The sequence below is a fragment of the Deinococcus radiotolerans genome, from assembly GCF_014647435.1.
GTDB classification, from domain to species: Bacteria; Deinococcota; Deinococci; order Deinococcales; family Deinococcaceae; genus Deinococcus; species Deinococcus radiotolerans.
Genome location: NZ_BMPE01000001.1, coordinates 303,479 through 321,825 on the forward strand (window position 1 = coordinate 303,479; position 18,347 = coordinate 321,825).

Below are 18,347 nucleotides of genomic sequence, written 5' to 3' on the forward strand. Positions count from 1 at the left end.
TGTTCGCGTGTCAGCGCAGCCAGTCGTCTCCGACGTCCTCGATCTTCTTCCCGCGCAGGTCATCCACCTCGTCCTTGCGGGTCGCCCAGGCAGGGAACGGGTAGTTCACCAGCACGGGGTTTGGCACGTCCGGCTGACTGACCAGCATGGTGCCCGGCTGGAGAATACCCGCGCGCGCACGGAAACTCTGCGGCAGGAAGCGGTACTCGGGCCGCTCGGCCTCGGCGAGGTCCAGGCGACCCACCACGCGGATCGCGGCGTTCGACACGATGCGCCGCTCGACCTCGCTGGCGGTCTGCTGCGCGCCGATCAGGATGATCCCCAGGCTGCGGCCGCGTTCGGCGATGTCCAGCAGCACGTCCTTGATCGGGCTGTCCCCATCGCGCGGCGCGTACTTGTTCAGCTCGTCCAGCACAACGAAGATTGTGTCCTGCCGCCCCACGCGTTCCTTGTGCTCGAACAGGTCACGCAGCAGCACGCCCACCACGAACATCTGCGCGGTGGCGGACAGCGTGTGAATGTCCACCACGGTCGTCTGCACGCCGGGCTTCAGCGGGTCCGGGCGGTACTGCGCGGCCTGCGCGGCGCTCAGGTCCCCGCGCACCAGCGGCGTGAGGTGCTTCTGCACGCCCCGTAACCGCCGGATGAACGCCTGCAAGGTGGCGGGGGACTGCTTGCCCACCCACTTGCGGTCACCCTCGCCGTCGTTCGCGTCCAGCAGTTTGTATTCCAGGTACGCCACCAGCTGCGGGAAGGTGCTGATCCGCACGCCGCCCAGCTCGTCGAAGCGCACGTCCTCATCTAGGAGCTGCTCGGTGTCCGGCTGCCAGTCGTCCACCGTCAGGTACGGCGTGTCGGCCCCCTGCGCGAGGCGGTACAGGCGGTCCTCGATGCTGCCGATGACGAAACCCAGGTTCACGCTGGCGTCCCGGTCCACGAACACGTAGGGCAGCATGCGGCGCAGGCAGAACTCCCGCAGCGAGTACAGGAACGGCGTCACGCCACTGGCGCGCTGCTCGACTTGCGGCACGATCGCGCCCGCCGCACTGCCGGGGCGGGGCGGCGCGAGGAACTGCACGTCCCGGAACGCTTCCGCCGGGAGGTTCATCAGGTCGTAGCGGGTGCGCGGCAGGCCCTTTTGCGCTTGCGCGTCCGCCTCACGCGCTCCCACGTCCTTGTTCGCCTGATCGAGAAACAGCAGGTCCTCGCCCTTCACGTTGAAGATCAGCGCCCGCCCCGCCGACGCGGACGCGCCCATCACGCCGCTGCGGAAGATTGAGTGCAGCAGGAACAGTGCGTAACTGGTCTTCGTCGCCACGCCCGAGATCCCACTGATGTTGATGTGCCCGCCGTTCTCGCCGTTCACGAAGCGGTAGTTCAGCGGCAGTACCTGCCCGTCGGCCAGCAGGCCACCGGGGAAGGCGCGGTCGCCCATCTTGTCCGCGCTGAGCGCCATGCGCAGGTCGGCGTCCCGCGCGTGCCGCACCACGTCCCCCGGCTGCGGCGGAATGAAGTTCTCCGGGTGCACCCGCGTGACCAGCACCCGCGCCGCGTAACTGACACTCGCAGGCAGCAGGCCCGCCGCGACGTCCTGCACGTCGCTGTCGAAGGTCACGCCCTCGTGCCGGGTGCGGACGTGATCCACGATCCCGTAGAAGCGCACCTCCGCCCCGTCGGGCTTGCGGGTGCCCACCACGACCAGATCGTCGAGCTGGATGCTCGCGCCGGGCTGCACCGCGAACCAGAAACTGACTGGCGTCACGTCCTGCGTGCCCAGCACCATGCCCACCACCGCGCCCGTCACAGGCGACTGTCCGCGCACGTCGGTCATGCGACGGCCTCGCGCCCGAACGTCGCGGCGATGTGCGCCCGGATGCGACGCGTGACCAGATCCGCGCTGCCCATCGAGCGGTTCATTGCCTGCTCCAGCGCCGCCGTCGGGATCAGGTTCTGCGGCGCGCGCGGGTCCTTGTGCGCTCGGCTGCCCAGTCGCGTCAGGAGCGTGCCGGACAGGTTCGCCACCTGACGCACGATGGGCGGCAGGAAGTCCGTGTCGTCCGGCGCGAACATCTCCAGGCGCATCACGCCGCTCATGGGATGCTGGTAGAACGCCGCCTCGCACAGGCGCACGTACCAGATCAGGCGTGTGAACTGCCCGCCCTCGTAGGTCATGCGCAGGACCGGGGTGCGCTCGCCGGGTTTCAGTTCACTCAGCAGTCCGGCGCGGTCGGCGGGCAGGTACATGGTCTCCATGGTCTTCACGCAGCCGACCACCGCGCCCTGGAGGTTCTGGCCGCGCAGGGTGCCGTCCTGGATGGTCAGGGCGGTCAGCCACTCGCGGTCGTCCGCCTCGTCCACCGGCACGCGCGACGCCAGTGAGTGCGACAGGAGCTGCTCGGCCCTCAGCATGTGCTGTTGCAGGGTGTTCAGCGCCGCCAGCGGATCGTGGCCCTGCATGGGCGCCGGGGCGTACTCCAGCTGCCCGGTGTGCGGGTTGCGGGGCGTGAGCTGGGCCGGCTCAACCAGCAGGTTCGGGGCGTGCGCCAGCAGGCGCTGCGCCTTCACGGCTATCAGTTCCGCCTGCCGCGTGCCGTGGGGGCACAGATCGACGGCGCCCACCACGAACGCGCCGAAGCCGCCCAGGCCGCTCTGGCCGCGGGGGTCCTCGATGAAGATGCGGGATTCCATGCGGCGTTTGCCGTCCACGACGAACACCTGTTTCAGCCGTTCCGGGATGGGCCGGGCGGGCAGCGCCGCCCAGCGGGGCGTTTCCAGATCGTCGAGGGTGCCGTCGAAGGCTTTGAGGGTGAGCTGTCCCCCCTGGAGATCCACGGGCCAGGGGTCAAGGCGGATACGCATGCGGGCCATTCTACGTGCCGGACAGAAAATGAGTGCGGTGACGTGCGCGGCGCACGAAAACGCCGCCCCCGTGAAGGGACGGCGCGCGGGGCACGGGTGAGTTCAGCCGTGGTAGCCGCTGAGCAGGCGCAGGCCCGCCTCGTCCGTCAGGGTCAGGCAGCGGTACGCGGGGTTCAGCAGGCCGTCGTCGCGCATCTCGCCGATCAGTTTGCTGACGCTCTCGCGGGTGGCGCCGGTACCCTCGGCGATCAGTTCGTGCGTGGCGCGCACGAAGCGCGTGCCGTCCGGGTGCTGACCACCCAGGCTGCTGTCCGCGAGGTTCAGCAGGTAGCGGGCAATGCGTTCGCGCAGGTCGCCGTCCTGGATGTGCACGCCGTCGGTCATCATGCGCTGCAGCTGATGGCTGAGGCTGCGGGTCAGGTCCCACAGCTCGCTCTGCGACAGGTGCTGCGGGTGGATGGGTGTCAGGACGGCATCGGTCAGGGCGACGACCTGATGGCCGCGGGTGGTGCCGTGCAGGCATTCCTCGCCGAAGATGTCGCCGGGGCGGATGTGGCGCACGGTCAGGTTGCGGCCTTGCGGGGTGAGACGCACGGCGCGCATCAGGCCGCTTTCCAGGCGGTAGAGGCTGGGGGCGGCGTCCCCGGCGTAGTAGAGGGTCTGGCCGCGGCGGACGGTGCGGTTGGGATCCGTGTAGGGATGCGGGGTGGGGGGGGCAATGTAGGTCATGGTCGGAACTCCTGGGATCATCCGCCCACGGCGGAGCAGAGGGCGAACGTGGTTGAGTCGCCAAACCTTCTCTCGACCTGGAGTGTACAAACCTTGTACAAGCTTGAATTGTTGCGGGAACACAGTGTGAACACACCGCCAAACGCCGTCCCCTGGAAATCCGGTCGCCTCTCATGTCACTGCCGGGAACCGGGCTGATCTGCTCGTCCACCGTGCGCCCGCACCCCCATCCGCCGCGCCAGACCGGGCAGACTGCCAGACGTGACCGCTGCCGACCACACCGGGCCGTACCGGGCCTGGACCCCCGCCGCCTACACCTTCCCCCTGCCGGACGGGCACCGCTTCCCGGCGTACAAGTACGCGGGCGTCCGCGACCGCCTGAGCGGGCTGCTGCCCGTGCTGGACACCCCGAACCTCAGCTGGGCGGACGCCGCGCGCGCCCACGACCCGCTGTGGCTGCGGCGCTGGCGCAAGGGCGAAATTGACCGGCATGAGGAACGCGCCTTCGGCCTGCCCTGGAGCCCCGAGGTGGTGGAACGCGCCCGCCGCGCCGCCGGGGGCTCCCTGGCCGCCCTGCACGACGCCCTGACGGTGGGGTGGGGCATCAACCTGGCGGGGGGCACGCACCACGCCTTCCGTGACCGGGCCGAGGGGTTCTGCCTCGTGAACGACGCCGCGATCCTCACGCGGGTCGCGCTGGACGAAGGCCTGGCCCACCGCGTGGCGATCCTCGATCTGGACGTGCACCAAGGCAACGGCACCGCCGCGCTGCTGGAACACGAGGCGCGGGCCTTCACCCTCAGCATTCACGGTGAGCGCAACTACCCCTTCCGGAAGGAGCGCAGCAGCCTCGACCTGGGGCTGGGCGACGGCGTGACCGATCAGCAGTACCTGCACGTGCTGCACACCCAGGCCCTCCCGGCGCTGGACGCCTTCCGCCCGGACGTGCTGCTGTATCTCGCCGGTGTGGACGTGCTGGCCGGGGACCGCTTCGGCCGCTTCGCCCTGACCCTGGACGGCGTGCGCGAGCGCAACCGCGCCGTGCTGAGCTGGGCGCGCGGGGCGGGCATCCCGGTCGTCACGATGATGGCCGGCGGGTACAACCGCGACCACGCCCTGACGGTCGAGGCGCACGCCAGTGTGGTCCTCGACGGTCTGGACGTGCTGACCTGACCAAAGTGCGCCTGTGGTCGCGTCCGGCTGTTCCGATCAACTGAATCGGTTCAGGCGGATAATGCGCCGCATGACGACCCGCGCGCCGTGGAACCGCAACGAACGCCTGGGCATCCTGAACGGCTGGGCCGTCTTCCTGGGCGACGGCTTCATGAGTGTCGCCGTCGTCCTGACCGGCTTCGCCGCCCGCCTCGGCGCGCCCAACTGGGTCATCGGTCTGCTCCCCGCCATCGCGGGCGGCGGGTGGATGCTGCCGCAACTGCTCGTCGCTGCGCGCGTGCGCCCCCTGACCCACAAACTCCCCGTTTACCGCTCGGCGGCCATGGTGCGCACCGGCACGTACATCTTCATGGTGCTGGCTGCCGCGCTGCTCGCCGACCGGCCCGCGCTGTGCCTCACGCTGTTCATCCTCGCGATGGGCCTGAACGCCCTGGCGTCCGGCGTCAGCGGCCTGCCGTTTCTGGAGGTCGTCAGCAAGACCGTGCCCAGTGAACGCCGCGCCCGCTACTTCGGCACGCGCAACCTGTACGGCGGCCTGCTCGCCTTCGGAGCAGGCCTGCTCGTGCGGGCCATCCTGGGCAGCGACCTGACCTTCCCGCTGAACTACGCGCTGATCCTCGCGCTGGGCACCGTGGCCTTCACGTTCGGGTACTGGGTGTTCGGCCTGGTGCAGGAACCCGCCGACACGCCCCTGGACCGGCAGGGCACCCGCGCCGAGTTCCGCGCCATTCCCGACACGCTCCGCGACCCGCACTTCCGGGCGTTTCTGACCGTGCGGCTGCTGCTGGCCGCGGCCAGCATGAGCGACCCCTTCCTGGCCGTGTACGCCCTGCGTGAACTGCACTACCCGGCCGCCACGCTGGGTACCTTCGTCATGGCCCTGACCGGCGCGGCGCCTCTGAGCAACATCGTGTGGCAGCGCGTCGCCGAGCGCAAGGGCTCGCGGCGCATCATCCGGTACGCCAGCGTCTTCTACGGCCTCGCGCCCCTGTGGGCGCTGACGGTGGGCCTTCTGCACCTGCCCAGCTGGACGTACCTGTTCGCGTTCATCCTGACCAGCACCGCCGCGCAGGGCTTCAACCTGGGGCACACCAACCACCTGCTGAACATCGCGCCGGAACACGCCCGCAGCCGCTACATCGGCACCCTGAACACCCTGGTCGGCGCGGCGCTGTTCACTCCCGTTCTGGGCGGTCTGATCGCCGACCGCGCCGGGTACGGCCCCGTCTTCGTGCTCAGCGGCGTCCTGTGCGCCGCCGCCTGGGTGTGGTGCGGGAAGCTGAGGCGCGACGCCTGAACCGCCCGTGCCTGAACGCAGAAGGGCGCCGCCCGGCGTGAACCGGGGGCGCCCGCCGCCTGAATGAGCTCAGTGGCCCAGGATCTTGCTGAGGAACGCCTTGGCGCGCTCATGCTTCGGGTTCTGGTAGAAGTCCTCCGGGGTGGTGTCCTCGACGATGTTGCCCTGATCAAAGAACAGGATGCGGTCGGCGACCTCACGCGCGAAGCCCATTTCGTGTGTGACAACCAGCATGGTCATGCCGGTGCGCGCCAGTTCCTTCATGACGTCCAGCACCTCCTTGATCATCTCGGGATCCAGGGCGCTGGTCGGCTCGTCGAACAGCATCACCTTCGGGTCCATGGCCAGCGCCCGCGCGATCGCCACGCGCTGCTGCTGCCCGCCCGACAGCTGCGCCGGGTACTTGTGCGCCTGCTCCTCGATGCCCACGCGGCGCAGCAGCTCCAGGCCGCGCTTCTCGGCCTCGGCCTTGCTCTGCTTGCGCACGCGGGTGGGGGCCAGCGTGATGTTCTCCAGCACGGTCAGGTGCGGGAAGAGGTTGAATGACTGGAACACCATGCCCACCTCACGGCGGATGGCGTCTAGGTTGCCCTTCCCGTCCAGCGGAATGCCGTCCACCGTGATCTGGCCCCCGTCGTGCGGGTCCAGCGCATTGATGGTGCGGATGAACGTACTCTTGCCACTGCCGGACGGGCCGATCACGACCACGACCTCGCCCGGCTGCACGCGCAGGTTCACGCCGCGCAGCGCGTGGAAGCTGCCGAAATGCTTGTGCACGTCACGCACATCAATGATGGGGGGAGCGTCCCGGCGAATCTGGCGGCCCGTGGCGGTGGGGGAGGACTGCGTCATGCCGTGTATGGTAGCGCCGCCTGCGCTGGGCATGCAGCGTGCGCCACCGTGGCCTGATGTACCAGTGGGCGCGTCCCCACACCTTTCATTCGGCTGTAAACCCCCCTGTGGTACCATCCGCCTACTCTTCACACCCCGGGCTGAAACTTCTCATCTGCCCGTCTACCTTCAGGAGGAACCATGAAGAAGACCACGAAACAACTCGGCGCCCTGCTCGTGCTCGGCACCGCCGCCATCGCCCTCGCGCAGGGCACCACGTTCCTCACCATCGGCTCGGGCAGCACCACCGGTGTGTACTTCCCCGTCGCGACCGGCATGGCCAAGATGGTCAACGACGCCGGGGCCGGCGTGCGCGCCAATGCCCGCTCGACCGGGGGCAGCGTCTTCAACGTCAACGCCATCGCCACCGGCGAACTCGACGCGGCCGTCGCGCAGAACGACGTCGTGTACTACGCCTACAAGGGCACCGGCCTCCAGGCCTTCCAGGGCAAGGCGAACGCCAAGCTGCGCACCATGGCCGTCCTGTACCCCGAGGTGCTGCACGTCGTGGCCCGCAAGGACAGCGGCATCCGCTCGATTGCCGACCTGAAAGGCAAACGCGTCGTGATCGGCGACCTGGGCTCCGGCACCGAACTGACCGCCAAGCAGGTGCTCGAAAGCTACGGCCTGGGCTTTGACGACCTGGGTCAGGCGCTGCGCGTGTCGCCCGCGCAGGGCATCACCCTGATGCAGGACAAACGCGCCGACGCGCTGTTCTACACCGTGGGTGTGGGTGCCAGCGCCATCAGTCAGATCGCGCAGACCGTGGACGTCACCATGGTCCCCGTCAGCGGCAACCAGGCCAGCAGCCTGATCAAGAAGTACCCCTTCTACGTCCGCTACAACATCCCCGCCAAGAGCTACAAGGGCGTGGGCGCCACCGTGCCCAGCGTCGCCGTGCAGGCCACCCTGGTCACCAGCACCGCCGTCAGCGAGGACGCCGTGTACAAGGCCATGAAGGCCATCTTCGACGACGAGGCCGCCCTGAAGGCCATTCACCCCAGCCTCGCGACCAACTTCAGCTACGCCAAGGCGGTCAAGGGTATCCCCGCGCCCCTGCACCCCGGGGCCGTCAAGTTCTTCAAGGAAAAAGGCCTGAGCGTCAAGTAACGGCCCGCGTGTGGGGGCCAGCCCGGAACGCAGTCGGGCTGGCCCCCAACCCCATTCAACCCATGAGGAACCCATGAGCGACCCCACCCGCCCCATCAGCAGCGACCCCACCCTCACCCCGCCCGGCCAGGAGATGACCGAAGGCGAACGCCGCGCCATCGAGATGGTCGAGGCCGCCGAGACCGGCGGACGCAAACTCTTCGGCTGGCAGCGCGGCCTCGTGACCCTCGTCGCGGTCGCGTGGTGCCTGTACCAGATGTACGCCGCGCAGGTCGGCAACATCGACACCCTCACCCTGCGCGCCACGCACCTGGGCTTCGCGTTCTTCCTCGCGTACCTCGTGTTCCCCCACCGCAAGACGCCCGGGCAGCCGCAGACCCGCGTCCCCTGGTACGACTGGATTCTTGGGATTGGCGCGACCGGCACCGCCGCGTACCTCATCGCGCAGTACCCGCACATCGCGAACGAACAGGGCGGCCTGCTGACGAACACCGACGTGTGGGTGGGCAGCGGCATGGTCATCCTGCTGCTGCTCGCCGCGTGGCGCACCATCGGCATCGCCATGCCCATCGTCGCGGGCGTGTTCATGCTGTACGCCCTGACCGGCCCCAAGGGCCTGATCCGCGGCGACCTGGGCCCGCAGCTTCAGCTGCACGCCGGGCAGACCTGGCCGCAGGTCGTGGGGCAGCTGTTCGCGAACACCGAGGGCATCTTCGGAACGGCCATCGGCGTGTCCGCGCAGATTGTGTTCCTGTTCGTGCTGTTCGGCGCGATCTTCGACAAGCTCGGCGCGGGAGAGTGGTTCATGCACGTCGCGCAGGGCCTGCTGGGCGGCTTCCGCGGCGGCGCCGCCAAGGCCAGCATCCTGTCCAGCGCCCTGAACGGCGTGATCTCCGGCTCCGCCGTCAGCAACGTCGTCACCGGCGGGAACATCACCATCGGCACCATGATCCGAACCGGGTACAGCCGGGAGAAGGCCGGGGCCATCGAGGTTGCCAGTTCCAGCAACGGCCAGCTCATGCCGCCCGTCATGGGCGCCGCCGCGTTCATCATGGCGCAGAACCTCAACATCGAGTACCGCAGCCTGATCCTCGCCGCGGCCATCCCCGCGTTCCTCTGCTACGGCGCGCTGCTCGTCGTCTCGCACATTGAGGCCCTGAAGCTCGGCCTACGCGGCCTGCCGAAAAGTGAACTGCCCCGCGTCCGCCAGACGCTGCTCGCCGGGTGGTACTACCTGATCCCGCTGGTGTACCTGATCGGCACGCTGACCATCAACCCCGACGCCACGCCCGAACGCGTTGCGCTGAACACGATTTTCTTGATGCTCGGCATGATGTTCATTCAGGAAGCCGTGCTGGGCCAGCGGGACGGCCGCGGCCTCGGCCAGGGCCTGCTCGACGGTGGGCGCAAGATCATCGAGGCCTTCGAGAGCGGCGCGCGTTCCATGATCGGGATCGCCATCGCCACGGCCGCCGCCGGAATCATCGTCGGGATCGTGACCATCACCGGCCTGGGCTTCGGCCTCGCGGACATCGTGCAGTTCGTCAGTGACGGCATCAAGAACCTGATGGCCTTCGCCGGGCCGCAGGTGGCGACCTTCATATCCATCGTGGTGGTGCTGGTCATGGCGCAGCTCATCGCGCTGATCCTAGGGATGGGCCTGCCCACCACCGCGAACTACATCCTCATGAGCGCCCTGATCGTCCCCATCATCGCCAAGATCGCCGGACTGGACACCAGCAACCCCGCCCAGATGCTTCCCGTGCACATGTTCGTCTTCTACTTCGGGATCATGGCCGACAGCACCCCGCCCGTCGCGCTGGCCGCCTTCGCCGCCGCGGCCATCAGCGGCGGGAACCCGGTCGCGACCGGCGTGCAGGCCTTCCAGTACGAACTGCGCACCGCGCTGCTGGCGTACATGATGTTCTTCAACCCGCAACTGCTGCTCATCGCAAACAACCGGCTGGGCGGCGTCACCTGGGTTGAGGCGCTCCCCATGATCTTCTTCGCGTTCATCGGCCTCGTCGCCTTCAGCGCCGCCACGCTGCGCTTCCTGCACCGCCGCACGAATCCCGTCCAGGCGCTGCTGCTGCTTATCGCGTCATTCATCCTGATCATTCCCACCCAGATCGTGTGGAACCTCGCCGCGCTCTGCCTGATCGCTGCCGTGTACTTCTGGCAGAAAGCCAGCGGGCGTTCCGAACCGCCCGCCCCGGTCGCCGTCGCCTGACGTGACGGACCCGGCCCGGCGGCGACGGACACCCGTCGCCGCCGGGCCTTGTTCAGGTGTGCGCGCCGCGGCCCGGGCTGAAACGGCACGTGGACCAGAACGCCACGAACGACTCGATCTGATCCATGAACCGCGGGAAGTCCTGCTCCTTGGTCAGGTACGAGGACGCCAGCAGATCGTAGGCCGTGACGATGTCCTCCGGATCCCTGGAGGACGACAGCATCACCACCGGATACAGACTCAGGGCCGGGTCACGCCGGATGGACTGCAGGGCCTCGAAGCCGTTCATGATGGGCATGTTGATGTCCAGGACCACCACGTCCGGCTGCCAGTCCCGGTCGTCCCGCAGCCGTTCGAGCGCCTGACGGCCGTTCTCGGCGAACTGGAGGTCCACGGGCTGCGCCAGCGCCGCGAACGCCTCCTCCGCCAGCAGGCGGTCGCCGAGGTTGTCATCCGCCAGCAGCACCCGCAACTGCGCTGGCGTCCGGCCCTGCCCGGACCCGCTCACGGGCACAGCTGACCGCTGCACAGCGCGTGATACCGGCGGGACATCTCCTGGGCCGGGGTTGCGCAGCGGTCCTCTTCCACCCACCACCACGTGAGGGACAGCAGGCCACCGCTGAAGTAATGCGCCTGGTATGACACGGTTGCGTCCGTGACGGCCACGCGTCCGGGCACCACGAGGTCCTGCATGATGACCGCGAACTGCTGCTCGTACCGCGAGAGGATCGCGTGCGGCCCCCCTGTCGGGCTGAGGGAACTGAGGACCGGGGCAATATGGGCAATGTGGGCGAAATAGACCGTCCAGCGTGAATCCTCCGGGCCGGTCCACGCCCGCAGCGCCTCGTGAACGCGGCCCACCGCCTGGAGGAGGTAGCTGCTGAGGACGTCGTCTTTGTTCTCAAAATGAAGGTAGAAGGTCGAGCGGCTGATGTCGGCCCGGTCACAGATGGCCTGGACGGTGACGGTCTGTAGACTCCTGTGCTCCAGCAGCAGGTCCACCAGTGCGGACTGAAGCGCGGCCTTCGTTCGCCGGACGCTACGGTTTCTGGACGCCATTACTCACCGATTTTATGTTCCTTTCATGTCTGCGGCCTGACTGAACTGGCCGTCTTCTGGACATTGGCTGAAAAGCTGTCCATTCCTGCACGACGGCTGCGTGTCACTCTCGCGGTAGACAGCCTCGGTCACGGCCAAGTGCCAGGCAGTCGGAGGCTCTGACTGAAAGATGCTCCGAGCGCTCAGGGCTCACCGTTGGCCTCATCTATTTCACATGTTCTATCTGGATCAAGCTGATCGAAGAACACGTAAACGTCAACGGCTGAGTTGGAATGCGGGGCCAACCGGGGCGCCGGAAGCCGAAACTCACTGGCCTGTCAAGGAACAATTCAATACCGGCAGACCGTTTGAGGCAGTGCTCCACCGTATCAATGAGCCGTTCCCACTTCAGCTCCGCCTTCGCTGGTTCCGCTCTGGCATCACTCCACGCTGCCCAGGAACACCTGAGTCTGATAGTCCAGCGCCACCAGCCCCCCGGACTGGTGCGAGTCGAAGATGGCGTTCAGGTCGCCGCGTAACGCCGGGTACGCCGGGTCATTCTGGTTCGGCAGGTAGCTGACGCTGCTCGCCAGGGCGGTCAATCCCTCGCGGGACAACGGATGCCGGTGCGTGAACGTCAACCGTTCGAAACCGCCCGGCAGGTGCAGTGGCAGTTCATCGTCCAGCACGCGGGTCCGCAGGGGATCGTCACCCGCGTGCTGGCGCACCACCTCGCCGTACGCGCGGTTGAACATGCTGTCCACGGCCCGCCAGTCATTCCAGACAAGCAGGACGCGCCCGCCGGGCCGCAGGACCCGCCTGAACTCCGGGACGGTACGGGCCGGATCGAACCAGTGCGCCGCCTGCGCCGCCGTGATCAGGTCCACGCTGCCGTCCGCTAGACCCGTGGCTTCGGAGGTGCCCGCGTGGACGGTCAGCTGCCCCGCCCGCACCGCGGCTGATAGGTGATCTTCCAGGTGGGCGCGCATCTCCGGGTTGGGTTCCACGGCGGCCACGCTCGCCCCCATGTCCAGCAGCAGCGCTGTGAACCGGCCGGTGCCCGCGCCAATATCCGCGACTCGGCCGGTCAGCAGCCCGGCGTCCCGCAGCCACGCGCCCAGCGCGGCCGGGTACCCCGGGCGGGCCGCGGCGTAGGCGTCCGCGCGACCCAGGAAACGGGCGGGATTCACCACTTCGCTGTCGTTCATGCCCGCAGCATACGGGCCGGACATGGCGTCAGGTTTCGGCCCGGACCGGCTCGCTGCTCAGCTCTGGAGTGGTGGTCTGGACCGGTGCAGGAGGGACGCGGACTGGCTCTGCCCGGACGGGTTCAGACCGGACGGCCGTGCCGGCGCGCCCAGCTTCCGGTGCGTTCCTCCCGGCCCGGGCTTTCAGGGGGCGCGGGGCGAGGGGACGGACCGGCTCACGCACGCTGGGCCGCCACGCACTCGTGACGAAGTACACCACGCCGGCCAGGACGCCCGTGATCAGCAGGAACCACAGCAGGCGGCCCAGCACGCCCGCGGCGCCCACGATGAACAGGCCCAGCCCGGTCAGGAGTTGTCCCAGCAGCCACACGGCGGCCAGCGCCGTTACGGCCAGCAGCACCACGCCCGCCAGGGCCAGCAGGAGACGTGTCATCAGGGCGCAGTGTAGCAAGGTGCCGCCTGCACGGAGGACTGCCGTCCACGACCTGCTGACCTGACGTACCCTGGCCGTCGTGAAGATGCTGGAAACAGAGCTGCTCGTGGTGGGCGGCGGGGTGGCCGGGGCGTACGCGACCCTCACGGCGCGCAGTTACGGCGCGGACGTGATCCTGGCCTGCAAGACGCCGCTGGTGGGCGGCTCGACCCGTTGGGCGCAGGGCGGGATCGCCGCGCCCCTGGCGCAGGGGGACGAGGACGCGCACGCGCAGGACACCCTGAAGGCCGCGCGCGGCCTGTGTGAACCGGAGGCGGTTCAGGCGTTCGTGCGTGACGCCCGCTCGCACGTGGAGACCCTGCGGGACCTGGGCGTGACCTTCAGCCCGCACGCCACCCTGGAGGGCGGGCACAGCCGGGCGCGCATCCGGCATCAGGGGGACGCGACCGGGCACGCGATCAGCGTGGCCCTCGCCGAGGCGCTCCAGGCGGGCCGCAGTCCAGCGCTGCGGGTGCTGGAGCACGCGTTCGTGCGGAACCTGCGCGTGTCGGGCGGCGCGGTGGTGGGCGCGGACCTGCTCACGCCGGACGGGCCGGTGAAGGTCCGCGCCGGGGCGGTGCTGCTTGCCACCGGAGGCTTCGGGCGGCTGTACCCGGTGACGACCGCGCCGCCCGAGGGCACCGGGGACGGTCTGGGGCTGGCGTGGCAGGCGGGCGCGGCGCTGCGGGACCTAGAATTCGTGCAGTTCCACCCGACCGCCGTGGTCCGGCACGGCGCGGCGCATCTGGTCACGGAGGCCGCGCGGGGTGAGGGGGGCCGCCTGCTGAACGCGCGCGGTGAGCGCTTCATGGAACGCTACGACCCCGCGCTGGAACTCGCACCGCGGGACGTCGTGGCGCGCGCGATTGCCGCGGAGATTGCCGCGACGGGCCGAGTGGATCTGGACCTGCGGCACCTGGGCGCGGCGTTCGTGCGCACGCGCTTCCCGACCGTCACGGCGTCCCTGGCCCCGCTGGGCCTGGACCTGGGCACGGACCTGATCCCGGTGCAGCCCGCCGTGCACTACACGATGGGCGGCGTGCTGACAGACGTGCAGGGCCGCTCGACCGTGCCCGGCCTGTACGCGGCGGGCGAGGTCGCGTCCAGTGGCCTGCACGGCGCGAACCGCCTGGCCAGCAACAGCCTCTCGGAGGGGCTGGTGTTCGGCGCGCGCGCGGCCCGCGCGGCCCTGGCCGCCCTGAAGGCCGTGCCTGCCCGCTCGGAGGGCCTGAGCGCGCCGCTGGTGGACCCGGCGTGCCTGCCCGCCCTGCGTGAGGTGGTCGCGGGTGCAGCGGGCCTGCGCCGGGACGCGGCAGGCCTGCGCGCGGCGCTGGACGGCTGGCGGTGGCCGGAGACGACCGCCGAGTCCCGCGAGAGCCTGGAGGCGGGCCACCTCGCCCTGATTGGGGAGCGGCTGCTGCGATCAGCCCTGGCCCGCGAGGAGTCGCGTGGCGGGCATCACCGCACCGACTTCCCGCGCGAGGCGGCCTCGGCCGTGCACTCGGTGCAGTCGCGGGCGCTGGGGGATGGGGTGACCCGCGTGCCGGTTGGCGTGCCCGAGGCGCGCGCGGCTGTGCTAGGGTCATCCGCGTGAAAATCCGCACAACACCTGCGGGGGTCGCCCCGTGCTGAGTCTGGAGGAGCGCCTGCGCGCCGCCCTGGCCGAGGACATCGGCCGCGGCGACGCCACGACCCTCGCCACCATTCCCGCCGCGCAGCAGGCCCGCGCCGAATTCCTGCTCAAGGAGGCCGGGGTCCTGAGTGGCCTGGAGGTCGCCACGCGCGTGTTCGCGCTCGTGGACCCGGCCGTGACGGTCACCTGGACCGCCTGTGACGGCGAGGCCCGGTCGCGCGGACCCATCGGGACGGTGCGGGGCGCGGCGCGCAGCCTCCTGACCGGGGAGCGGCTGGCGCTGAACCTGATGCAGCGCCTGTCGGGCGTGGCCACCCAGACGCGCCGCCACGTGGACGCCCTGGGCGGCGCACGCACGCGACTGCTCGACACCCGCAAGACCACGCCGCTGTGGCGCGACCTGGAAAAACAGGCCGTGCGGCACGGCGGCGGGTTCAACCACCGCGCCGGTCTCGACGACGGCATCCTGATCAAGGACAACCACGTGGCCGCCGCCGGGAGCATCACTGAGGCCATCCGCCGCGCGCGGGACGCCGCGTACCTCCTGAAGGTCGAGTGCGAGGTGCCGGACCTCGCCGGGCTGGAGGAAGCCCTGCGCGCCGGGGCGGACCGCGTGCTGCTGGATAACATGAGTGACGACCTGCTCGCCCAGGCGGTCGCGGTCCGGGACCGCCTGGCTCCACACGTCACGCTGGAGGCCAGTGGGAACATGACGCCCTCCCGCCTCCCGACCGTCGCGGCCAGCGGCGTGGATTACGTGAGCGCCGGCGGCCTGACCCATTCCGCGCCCGCGCTGGACATCAGCCTGAACTTCATGCCCCTCCCCGAGGACCCGAAATGACCGACCCGAACGCCGTGAATCCCGTCATCCCCCGCACCCAGACCCCGCACCGCGACCTGCTGCAACTGGAAGTCCTGCCCGACGAGGCGCAGCTCCGCGCGGACATCGAGCGCCTCCGGAAGGAGCGCAACGCGGTGATCATCGCGCACAACTACCAGCGGCCCGAAGTTCAGGAAATCGCGGACTTCGTCGGGGACTCGCTGGGCCTCTCCCGGCAGGCGGCGAAGACCGACGCGGACGTCATCGTGTTCGCGGGCGTGCACTTCATGGCGGAAACCGCCGCAATCCTCAACCCGGCGAAGACCGTGCTGCTGCCTGACCTGCGCGCCGGGTGCTCGCTGGCGGACACCGTGACCGCGCAGGGCATCCGCGACTGGAAAACCCTGAACCCCGGCGGGCTGGTCGTCACGTACGTGAACACCACCGCCGACGTGAAGGCCGAGAGCGACTACTGCGTCACCAGCGGCAACGCCGTGCAGGTCGTGCAGAGCCTCCCGGGCGGCGTGCCCGTCCTGTTCGCCCCGGACCGCTTCCTGGCCGCGCACGTGATCCGCGAGACGGGCCGCGCCATGGACGTCTGGGACGGCGCGTGCCACGTGCACGAGGCAATCCGCCCCGAGGACGTGCAGGGCCAGCAGGCGGCGTACCCACACGCGGAACTCCTGATTCACCCCGAGTGCGGCTGCTCCAGCAGGATCCTGGGCGCCATTCCCGAGTTGCAGCTGTACTCCACCGAGGGCATGATTCACCGCGCCAAGGCCAGCCCCGCGCAGGAATTTATCGTCGTCACTGAGACCGGCATGGTCACCCGCCTGGAACACGACGTGCCCGACAAGACCTTCATTCCCGTCAGCCGCACCGCCTGCTGCGAGTACATGAAGATGATCACCCTGGAAAACATCCGCGACGCGCTGGAGAACCTCCAGCCGCGCGTGACCGTTCCAGCCGACATCCGCGCCCTGGCCCTGAAACCCATTGAGCGCATGCTCGCCATCGGGTAGCAGCAGGCAAAGGGAGCGCAGACTGATGGCCGGTCTGCGCTCTCCCCATGGACTTCGGCTCAGCGGCTCGCCTTGCTCAGCTCCTCCTCGACGTCCCGGCGCAGACGGACCGCCAGGGGCCAGCGCAGGTACCCTTCCAGGGTCGCCGCGTCGGGTTTCGCGCCGAACCACAGGTCGAACAGCTCCGCGATGGTCGGCGCGCCTTCCTCGGCAGGCGTGAAGGTCACGCGGTCATCCGCACCGACCGTGCCGGGCTGAAGGACGCGCAGGTACGCGCCGGGCCGGCGGGCCTGCGCGAACCGCTTGGCGAAGGTCCCGTCCCCCATGTGCGCCGCGAGGGTCGCGCAGGGAATCCGGGGCGCCGTCACCTCGAACACCACCTCGCCGTCCGGGCCGTGCACGGTCAGGCGGTCCCCCACCCGCAGCGCGGCCGATTCCAGGCCACTCAGGAGGAGGTTCTCGCCCAGCGTGCCCGGGCGCAGGGCCTCGCCCAGCACGGCCGTCCAGTGGTCGTAATCCGGCGCGGTGTACAGGTACGCCGCCTGATCGGGGCCACCGTGGTGCTTCTTGTTGTTCACGTGATCCCCGTCCAGGCCCCCGAGGCCCACCGTGACCCGGCCCGGGACGGGGTGCTTGTCGATGCCGCTGATGTCGTCGCGCTTCCCGACGCGCAGGGCGGTGGGCTGCCCGATGCACACGGCGTTCAGGGTGAAGGAGGTCATGAGCGCAGCGTAGCGTGACCGGCGCGGGCCGTGGTGACCGCTGTCCTCGTCAGGTTCGCGCGGGTGTGCTGGAATGCAGGGCGTGAGTGCCGTCCCCCCAACCTCCCCCTTCGATCCTGCTATGGCTGATGCGGGCCGCGTACCGACCCTGGCCGTGCTGGTGTCCCTGTTCGGCCTGACGGTTCTGCCCTTCCTGGCGGGCCTTGTCCAGGGGCAGACGGAAGGCGCCGGACGCGAGGTGTTGTACGCGACCGGGACGGCCTTCCTGCTGGGCATGGTGTGGCGCGGCAGCGTGTGGGCGTGGCGCCTGACGGTCAGTTTCGGGATGCTGGCCGGTTTCCTGGTGTTCATCGTGGGCATGCTGGCGGGCAGTGCCTCCTGGCGCGGCTGGGTGGTCAGCGTGGCGGGCCTGGGGTACCTGCTGCTGTGCACGGCGCTGGTGGGGACGCCCAGCATCCGCGCGTTCCTCGACTCCCGCTGGGCGCAGCGGTCCGGGCGGCGGGCGTGAGCGGCGAGCGGCGCTTCACGGTGCAGGGGACGAACAACGCGTTCACCTGCGCGAACTGCAGCCATACGGTGCAGCCCTTGCAGAACGGTTCGGTGCGGAACCACTGTCCCACGTGCCTGCATAGCCTGCACGTGGACGTCATGCCCGGCGACCGCGCCTGCGACTGCCACGGCGTAATGGAACCCGTGGACGTCGATCAGAGTGGCAAGAAAGGCTGGGTGATCGTGCACCGATGCCGGAAGTGCGGCTTCACCGGACGGAACCGCGCGGCGCTGGACGACCCGGGGCAGCCGGACAGCTGGGACGCCCTGATCGCCATCAGCAGCCGCAGGCGCGAGTAACAGCCGCCACGTTCGGCGCGTCCCGGCGGGCGGACGGGGACGCACGGTATTCTGCCGGGCATGGGATTGTGGGTTTTCTTCATTCTGATTCTCCTGAGCGCCAGCGGCATCCTGGCCCTGACCTTCGGCCCGCTGAAGGCCGCGCCGAACGTGGGGGCGCTGCGGACCGTGGCGTACGTTCAGTACGTCGCGGCGCTCCTGCTGCTGGGCGCGCGCCTGACCGGCAACGCATGAGCACCCGGACACACCGCCCGCAGGCCGGGTGCGGCCAGCCCCCCGTGCGCTTCTTTGTCC

The 18,347-nt window shown here is 69.5% G+C and carries 19 protein-coding genes; 10 read left to right on the plus strand and 9 right to left on the minus strand.

The annotated features are described in order from the left end of the window. Nucleotides 1-10: 10 nt before the first annotated feature. From IEY63_RS01465 to IEY63_RS01475, 3 genes are all read right to left on the minus strand, one after another. Complete coding sequence (locus IEY63_RS01465; RefSeq protein ID WP_229784410.1) at nt 11-1,831, minus strand: ATP-binding protein; 1,821 nt, start codon at nt 1,829-1,831, stop codon at nt 11-13. Next, a complete protein-coding gene (locus tag IEY63_RS01470; protein WP_189067191.1) occupies nt 1,828-2,868 on the minus strand; it encodes a DNA double-strand break repair nuclease NurA in 1,041 nt (346 codons plus the stop codon). The genes IEY63_RS01465 and IEY63_RS01470 overlap by 4 nt, the downstream gene beginning before the upstream one ends. Before the next feature lie 93 nt (nt 2,869-2,961). Continuing rightward, nucleotides 2,962-3,588, minus strand: a complete 627-nt coding sequence (locus IEY63_RS01475; protein WP_189067192.1) for a Crp/Fnr family transcriptional regulator — start codon at nt 3,586-3,588, stop codon at nt 2,962-2,964. A gap of 261 nt (nt 3,589-3,849) precedes the next feature. Between IEY63_RS01475 and IEY63_RS01480 the strand changes: the two genes are divergently transcribed. Then, a complete protein-coding gene (locus IEY63_RS01480; RefSeq protein ID WP_189067193.1) occupies nt 3,850-4,761 on the plus strand; it encodes a histone deacetylase family protein in 912 nt (303 codons plus the stop codon). Between the two features lie 70 nt (nt 4,762-4,831). Beyond that, entirely contained in the window at nt 4,832-6,058 is a 1,227-nt protein-coding gene (locus IEY63_RS01485; protein ID WP_189067194.1) for an MFS transporter, read from the plus strand. A 69-nt stretch (nt 6,059-6,127) separates the two neighbouring features. On the opposite strand, the gene IEY63_RS01490 is transcribed toward IEY63_RS01485, so the two are convergent. After that, nucleotides 6,128-6,910, minus strand: a complete 783-nt coding sequence (locus IEY63_RS01490; protein WP_308425082.1) for an amino acid ABC transporter ATP-binding protein — start codon at nt 6,908-6,910, stop codon at nt 6,128-6,130. A gap of 180 nt (nt 6,911-7,090) precedes the next feature. On the opposite strand from IEY63_RS01490, the gene IEY63_RS01495 reads away from it, so the two are divergent. Next, nucleotides 7,091-8,059, plus strand: coding sequence for a TAXI family TRAP transporter solute-binding subunit (locus IEY63_RS01495; RefSeq protein WP_189067195.1), 969 nt, complete (start codon nt 7,091-7,093; stop codon nt 8,057-8,059). 73 nt (nt 8,060-8,132) lie between these two features. Further along, nucleotides 8,133-10,289 carry a TRAP transporter permease gene (locus IEY63_RS01500; RefSeq protein ID WP_189067196.1) on the plus strand — a complete coding sequence of 719 codons (2,157 nt, stop codon included), beginning with the start codon at nt 8,133-8,135 and terminating at the stop codon, nt 10,287-10,289. Between the two features lie 52 nt (nt 10,290-10,341). Here IEY63_RS01500 and IEY63_RS01505 read toward each other — a convergent pair whose 3' ends face one another. From IEY63_RS01505 to IEY63_RS22100, 4 genes are all read right to left on the minus strand, one after another. Beyond that, entirely contained in the window at nt 10,342-10,797 is a 456-nt protein-coding gene (locus IEY63_RS01505; protein WP_229784411.1) for a response regulator, read from the minus strand. Continuing rightward, nucleotides 10,794-11,348 (minus strand): TetR/AcrR family transcriptional regulator, encoded by a 555-nt coding sequence (locus IEY63_RS01510; protein ID WP_189067197.1) that lies wholly within the window; start codon nt 11,346-11,348, stop codon nt 10,794-10,796. The genes IEY63_RS01505 and IEY63_RS01510 overlap by 4 nt, the downstream gene beginning before the upstream one ends. Nucleotides 11,349-11,767: 419 nt before the next feature. Further along, a complete protein-coding gene (locus tag IEY63_RS01515) occupies nt 11,768-12,535 on the minus strand; it encodes a class I SAM-dependent methyltransferase (protein WP_189067198.1) in 768 nt (255 codons plus the stop codon). Between the two features lie 28 nt (nt 12,536-12,563). Beyond that, a complete protein-coding gene (locus IEY63_RS22100; protein WP_229784412.1) occupies nt 12,564-12,968 on the minus strand; it encodes a hypothetical protein in 405 nt (134 codons plus the stop codon). A gap of 85 nt (nt 12,969-13,053) precedes the next feature. On the opposite strand from IEY63_RS22100, the gene nadB reads away from it, so the two are divergent. The 3 genes from nadB to nadA are packed head-to-tail and all read left to right on the plus strand — an operon-like array spanning nt 13,054 to nt 16,482. Next, nucleotides 13,054-14,601: an L-aspartate oxidase gene (nadB, locus tag IEY63_RS01525; RefSeq protein ID WP_229784508.1), complete on the plus strand. Its 1,548-nt coding sequence runs from the start codon at nt 13,054-13,056 to the stop codon at nt 14,599-14,601. A 31-nt stretch (nt 14,602-14,632) separates the two neighbouring features. Beyond that, the gene (nadC, locus tag IEY63_RS01530) at nt 14,633-15,481 is read left to right on the plus strand and encodes a carboxylating nicotinate-nucleotide diphosphorylase (protein WP_189067200.1); all 849 of its coding nucleotides are present in this window, start codon (nt 14,633-14,635) and stop codon (nt 15,479-15,481) included. Next, complete coding sequence (nadA, locus tag IEY63_RS01535; RefSeq protein WP_189067201.1) at nt 15,478-16,482, plus strand: quinolinate synthase NadA; 1,005 nt, start codon at nt 15,478-15,480, stop codon at nt 16,480-16,482. The genes nadC and nadA overlap by 4 nt, the downstream gene beginning before the upstream one ends. Before the next feature lie 59 nt (nt 16,483-16,541). Here nadA and IEY63_RS01540 read toward each other — a convergent pair whose 3' ends face one another. Then, on the minus strand, nt 16,542-17,204 hold the full coding sequence (locus IEY63_RS01540) for an MOSC domain-containing protein (RefSeq protein WP_189067202.1): 663 nt from the start codon (nt 17,202-17,204) through the stop codon (nt 16,542-16,544). Nucleotides 17,205-17,325: 121 nt separating this feature from the next. On the opposite strand from IEY63_RS01540, the gene IEY63_RS01545 reads away from it, so the two are divergent. The 3 genes from IEY63_RS01545 to IEY63_RS01555 are packed head-to-tail and all read left to right on the plus strand — an operon-like array spanning nt 17,326 to nt 18,287. Further along, nucleotides 17,326-17,712, plus strand: a complete 387-nt coding sequence (locus IEY63_RS01545) for a hypothetical protein (protein ID WP_229784413.1) — start codon at nt 17,326-17,328, stop codon at nt 17,710-17,712. Further along, nucleotides 17,709-18,053, plus strand: coding sequence for an RNHCP domain-containing protein (locus tag IEY63_RS01550; RefSeq protein WP_189067204.1), 345 nt, complete (start codon nt 17,709-17,711; stop codon nt 18,051-18,053). The genes IEY63_RS01545 and IEY63_RS01550 overlap by 4 nt, the downstream gene beginning before the upstream one ends. A gap of 60 nt (nt 18,054-18,113) precedes the next feature. Beyond that, nucleotides 18,114-18,287 carry a hypothetical protein gene (locus IEY63_RS01555; RefSeq protein WP_189067205.1) on the plus strand — a complete coding sequence of 58 codons (174 nt, stop codon included), beginning with the start codon at nt 18,114-18,116 and terminating at the stop codon, nt 18,285-18,287. The last annotated feature ends 60 nt before the right edge of the window (nt 18,288-18,347 follow it).

Coding starts and splice junctions, on each gene's coding strand:
- IEY63_RS01465 (WP_229784410.1), bottom strand. CDS start 1,831: ATGACCGACGTGCGCGGACAGTCGCCTGTGACGGGCGCGGTGGTGGGC.
- IEY63_RS01470 (WP_189067191.1), bottom strand. CDS start 2,868: ATGGCCCGCATGCGTATCCGCCTTGACCCCTGGCCCGTGGATCTCCAG.
- IEY63_RS01475 (WP_189067192.1), bottom strand. CDS start 3,588: ATGACCTACATTGCCCCCCCCACCCCGCATCCCTACACGGATCCCAAC.
- IEY63_RS01485 (WP_189067194.1), top strand. CDS start 4,832: ATGACGACCCGCGCGCCGTGGAACCGCAACGAACGCCTGGGCATCCTG.
- IEY63_RS01490 (WP_308425082.1), bottom strand. CDS start 6,910: ATGACGCAGTCCTCCCCCACCGCCACGGGCCGCCAGATTCGCCGGGAC.
- IEY63_RS01495 (WP_189067195.1), top strand. CDS start 7,091: ATGAAGAAGACCACGAAACAACTCGGCGCCCTGCTCGTGCTCGGCACC.
- IEY63_RS01500 (WP_189067196.1), top strand. CDS start 8,133: ATGAGCGACCCCACCCGCCCCATCAGCAGCGACCCCACCCTCACCCCG.
- IEY63_RS01510 (WP_189067197.1), bottom strand. CDS start 11,348: ATGGCGTCCAGAAACCGTAGCGTCCGGCGAACGAAGGCCGCGCTTCAG.
- IEY63_RS01515 (WP_189067198.1), bottom strand. CDS start 12,535: ATGAACGACAGCGAAGTGGTGAATCCCGCCCGTTTCCTGGGTCGCGCG.
- IEY63_RS22100 (WP_229784412.1), bottom strand. CDS start 12,968: ATGACACGTCTCCTGCTGGCCCTGGCGGGCGTGGTGCTGCTGGCCGTA.
- nadB (WP_229784508.1), top strand. CDS start 13,054: ATGCTGGAAACAGAGCTGCTCGTGGTGGGCGGCGGGGTGGCCGGGGCG.
- nadA (WP_189067201.1), top strand. CDS start 15,478: ATGACCGACCCGAACGCCGTGAATCCCGTCATCCCCCGCACCCAGACC.
- IEY63_RS01540 (WP_189067202.1), bottom strand. CDS start 17,204: ATGACCTCCTTCACCCTGAACGCCGTGTGCATCGGGCAGCCCACCGCC.
- IEY63_RS01545 (WP_229784413.1), top strand. CDS start 17,326: ATGGCTGATGCGGGCCGCGTACCGACCCTGGCCGTGCTGGTGTCCCTG.
- IEY63_RS01555 (WP_189067205.1), top strand. CDS start 18,114: ATGGGATTGTGGGTTTTCTTCATTCTGATTCTCCTGAGCGCCAGCGGC.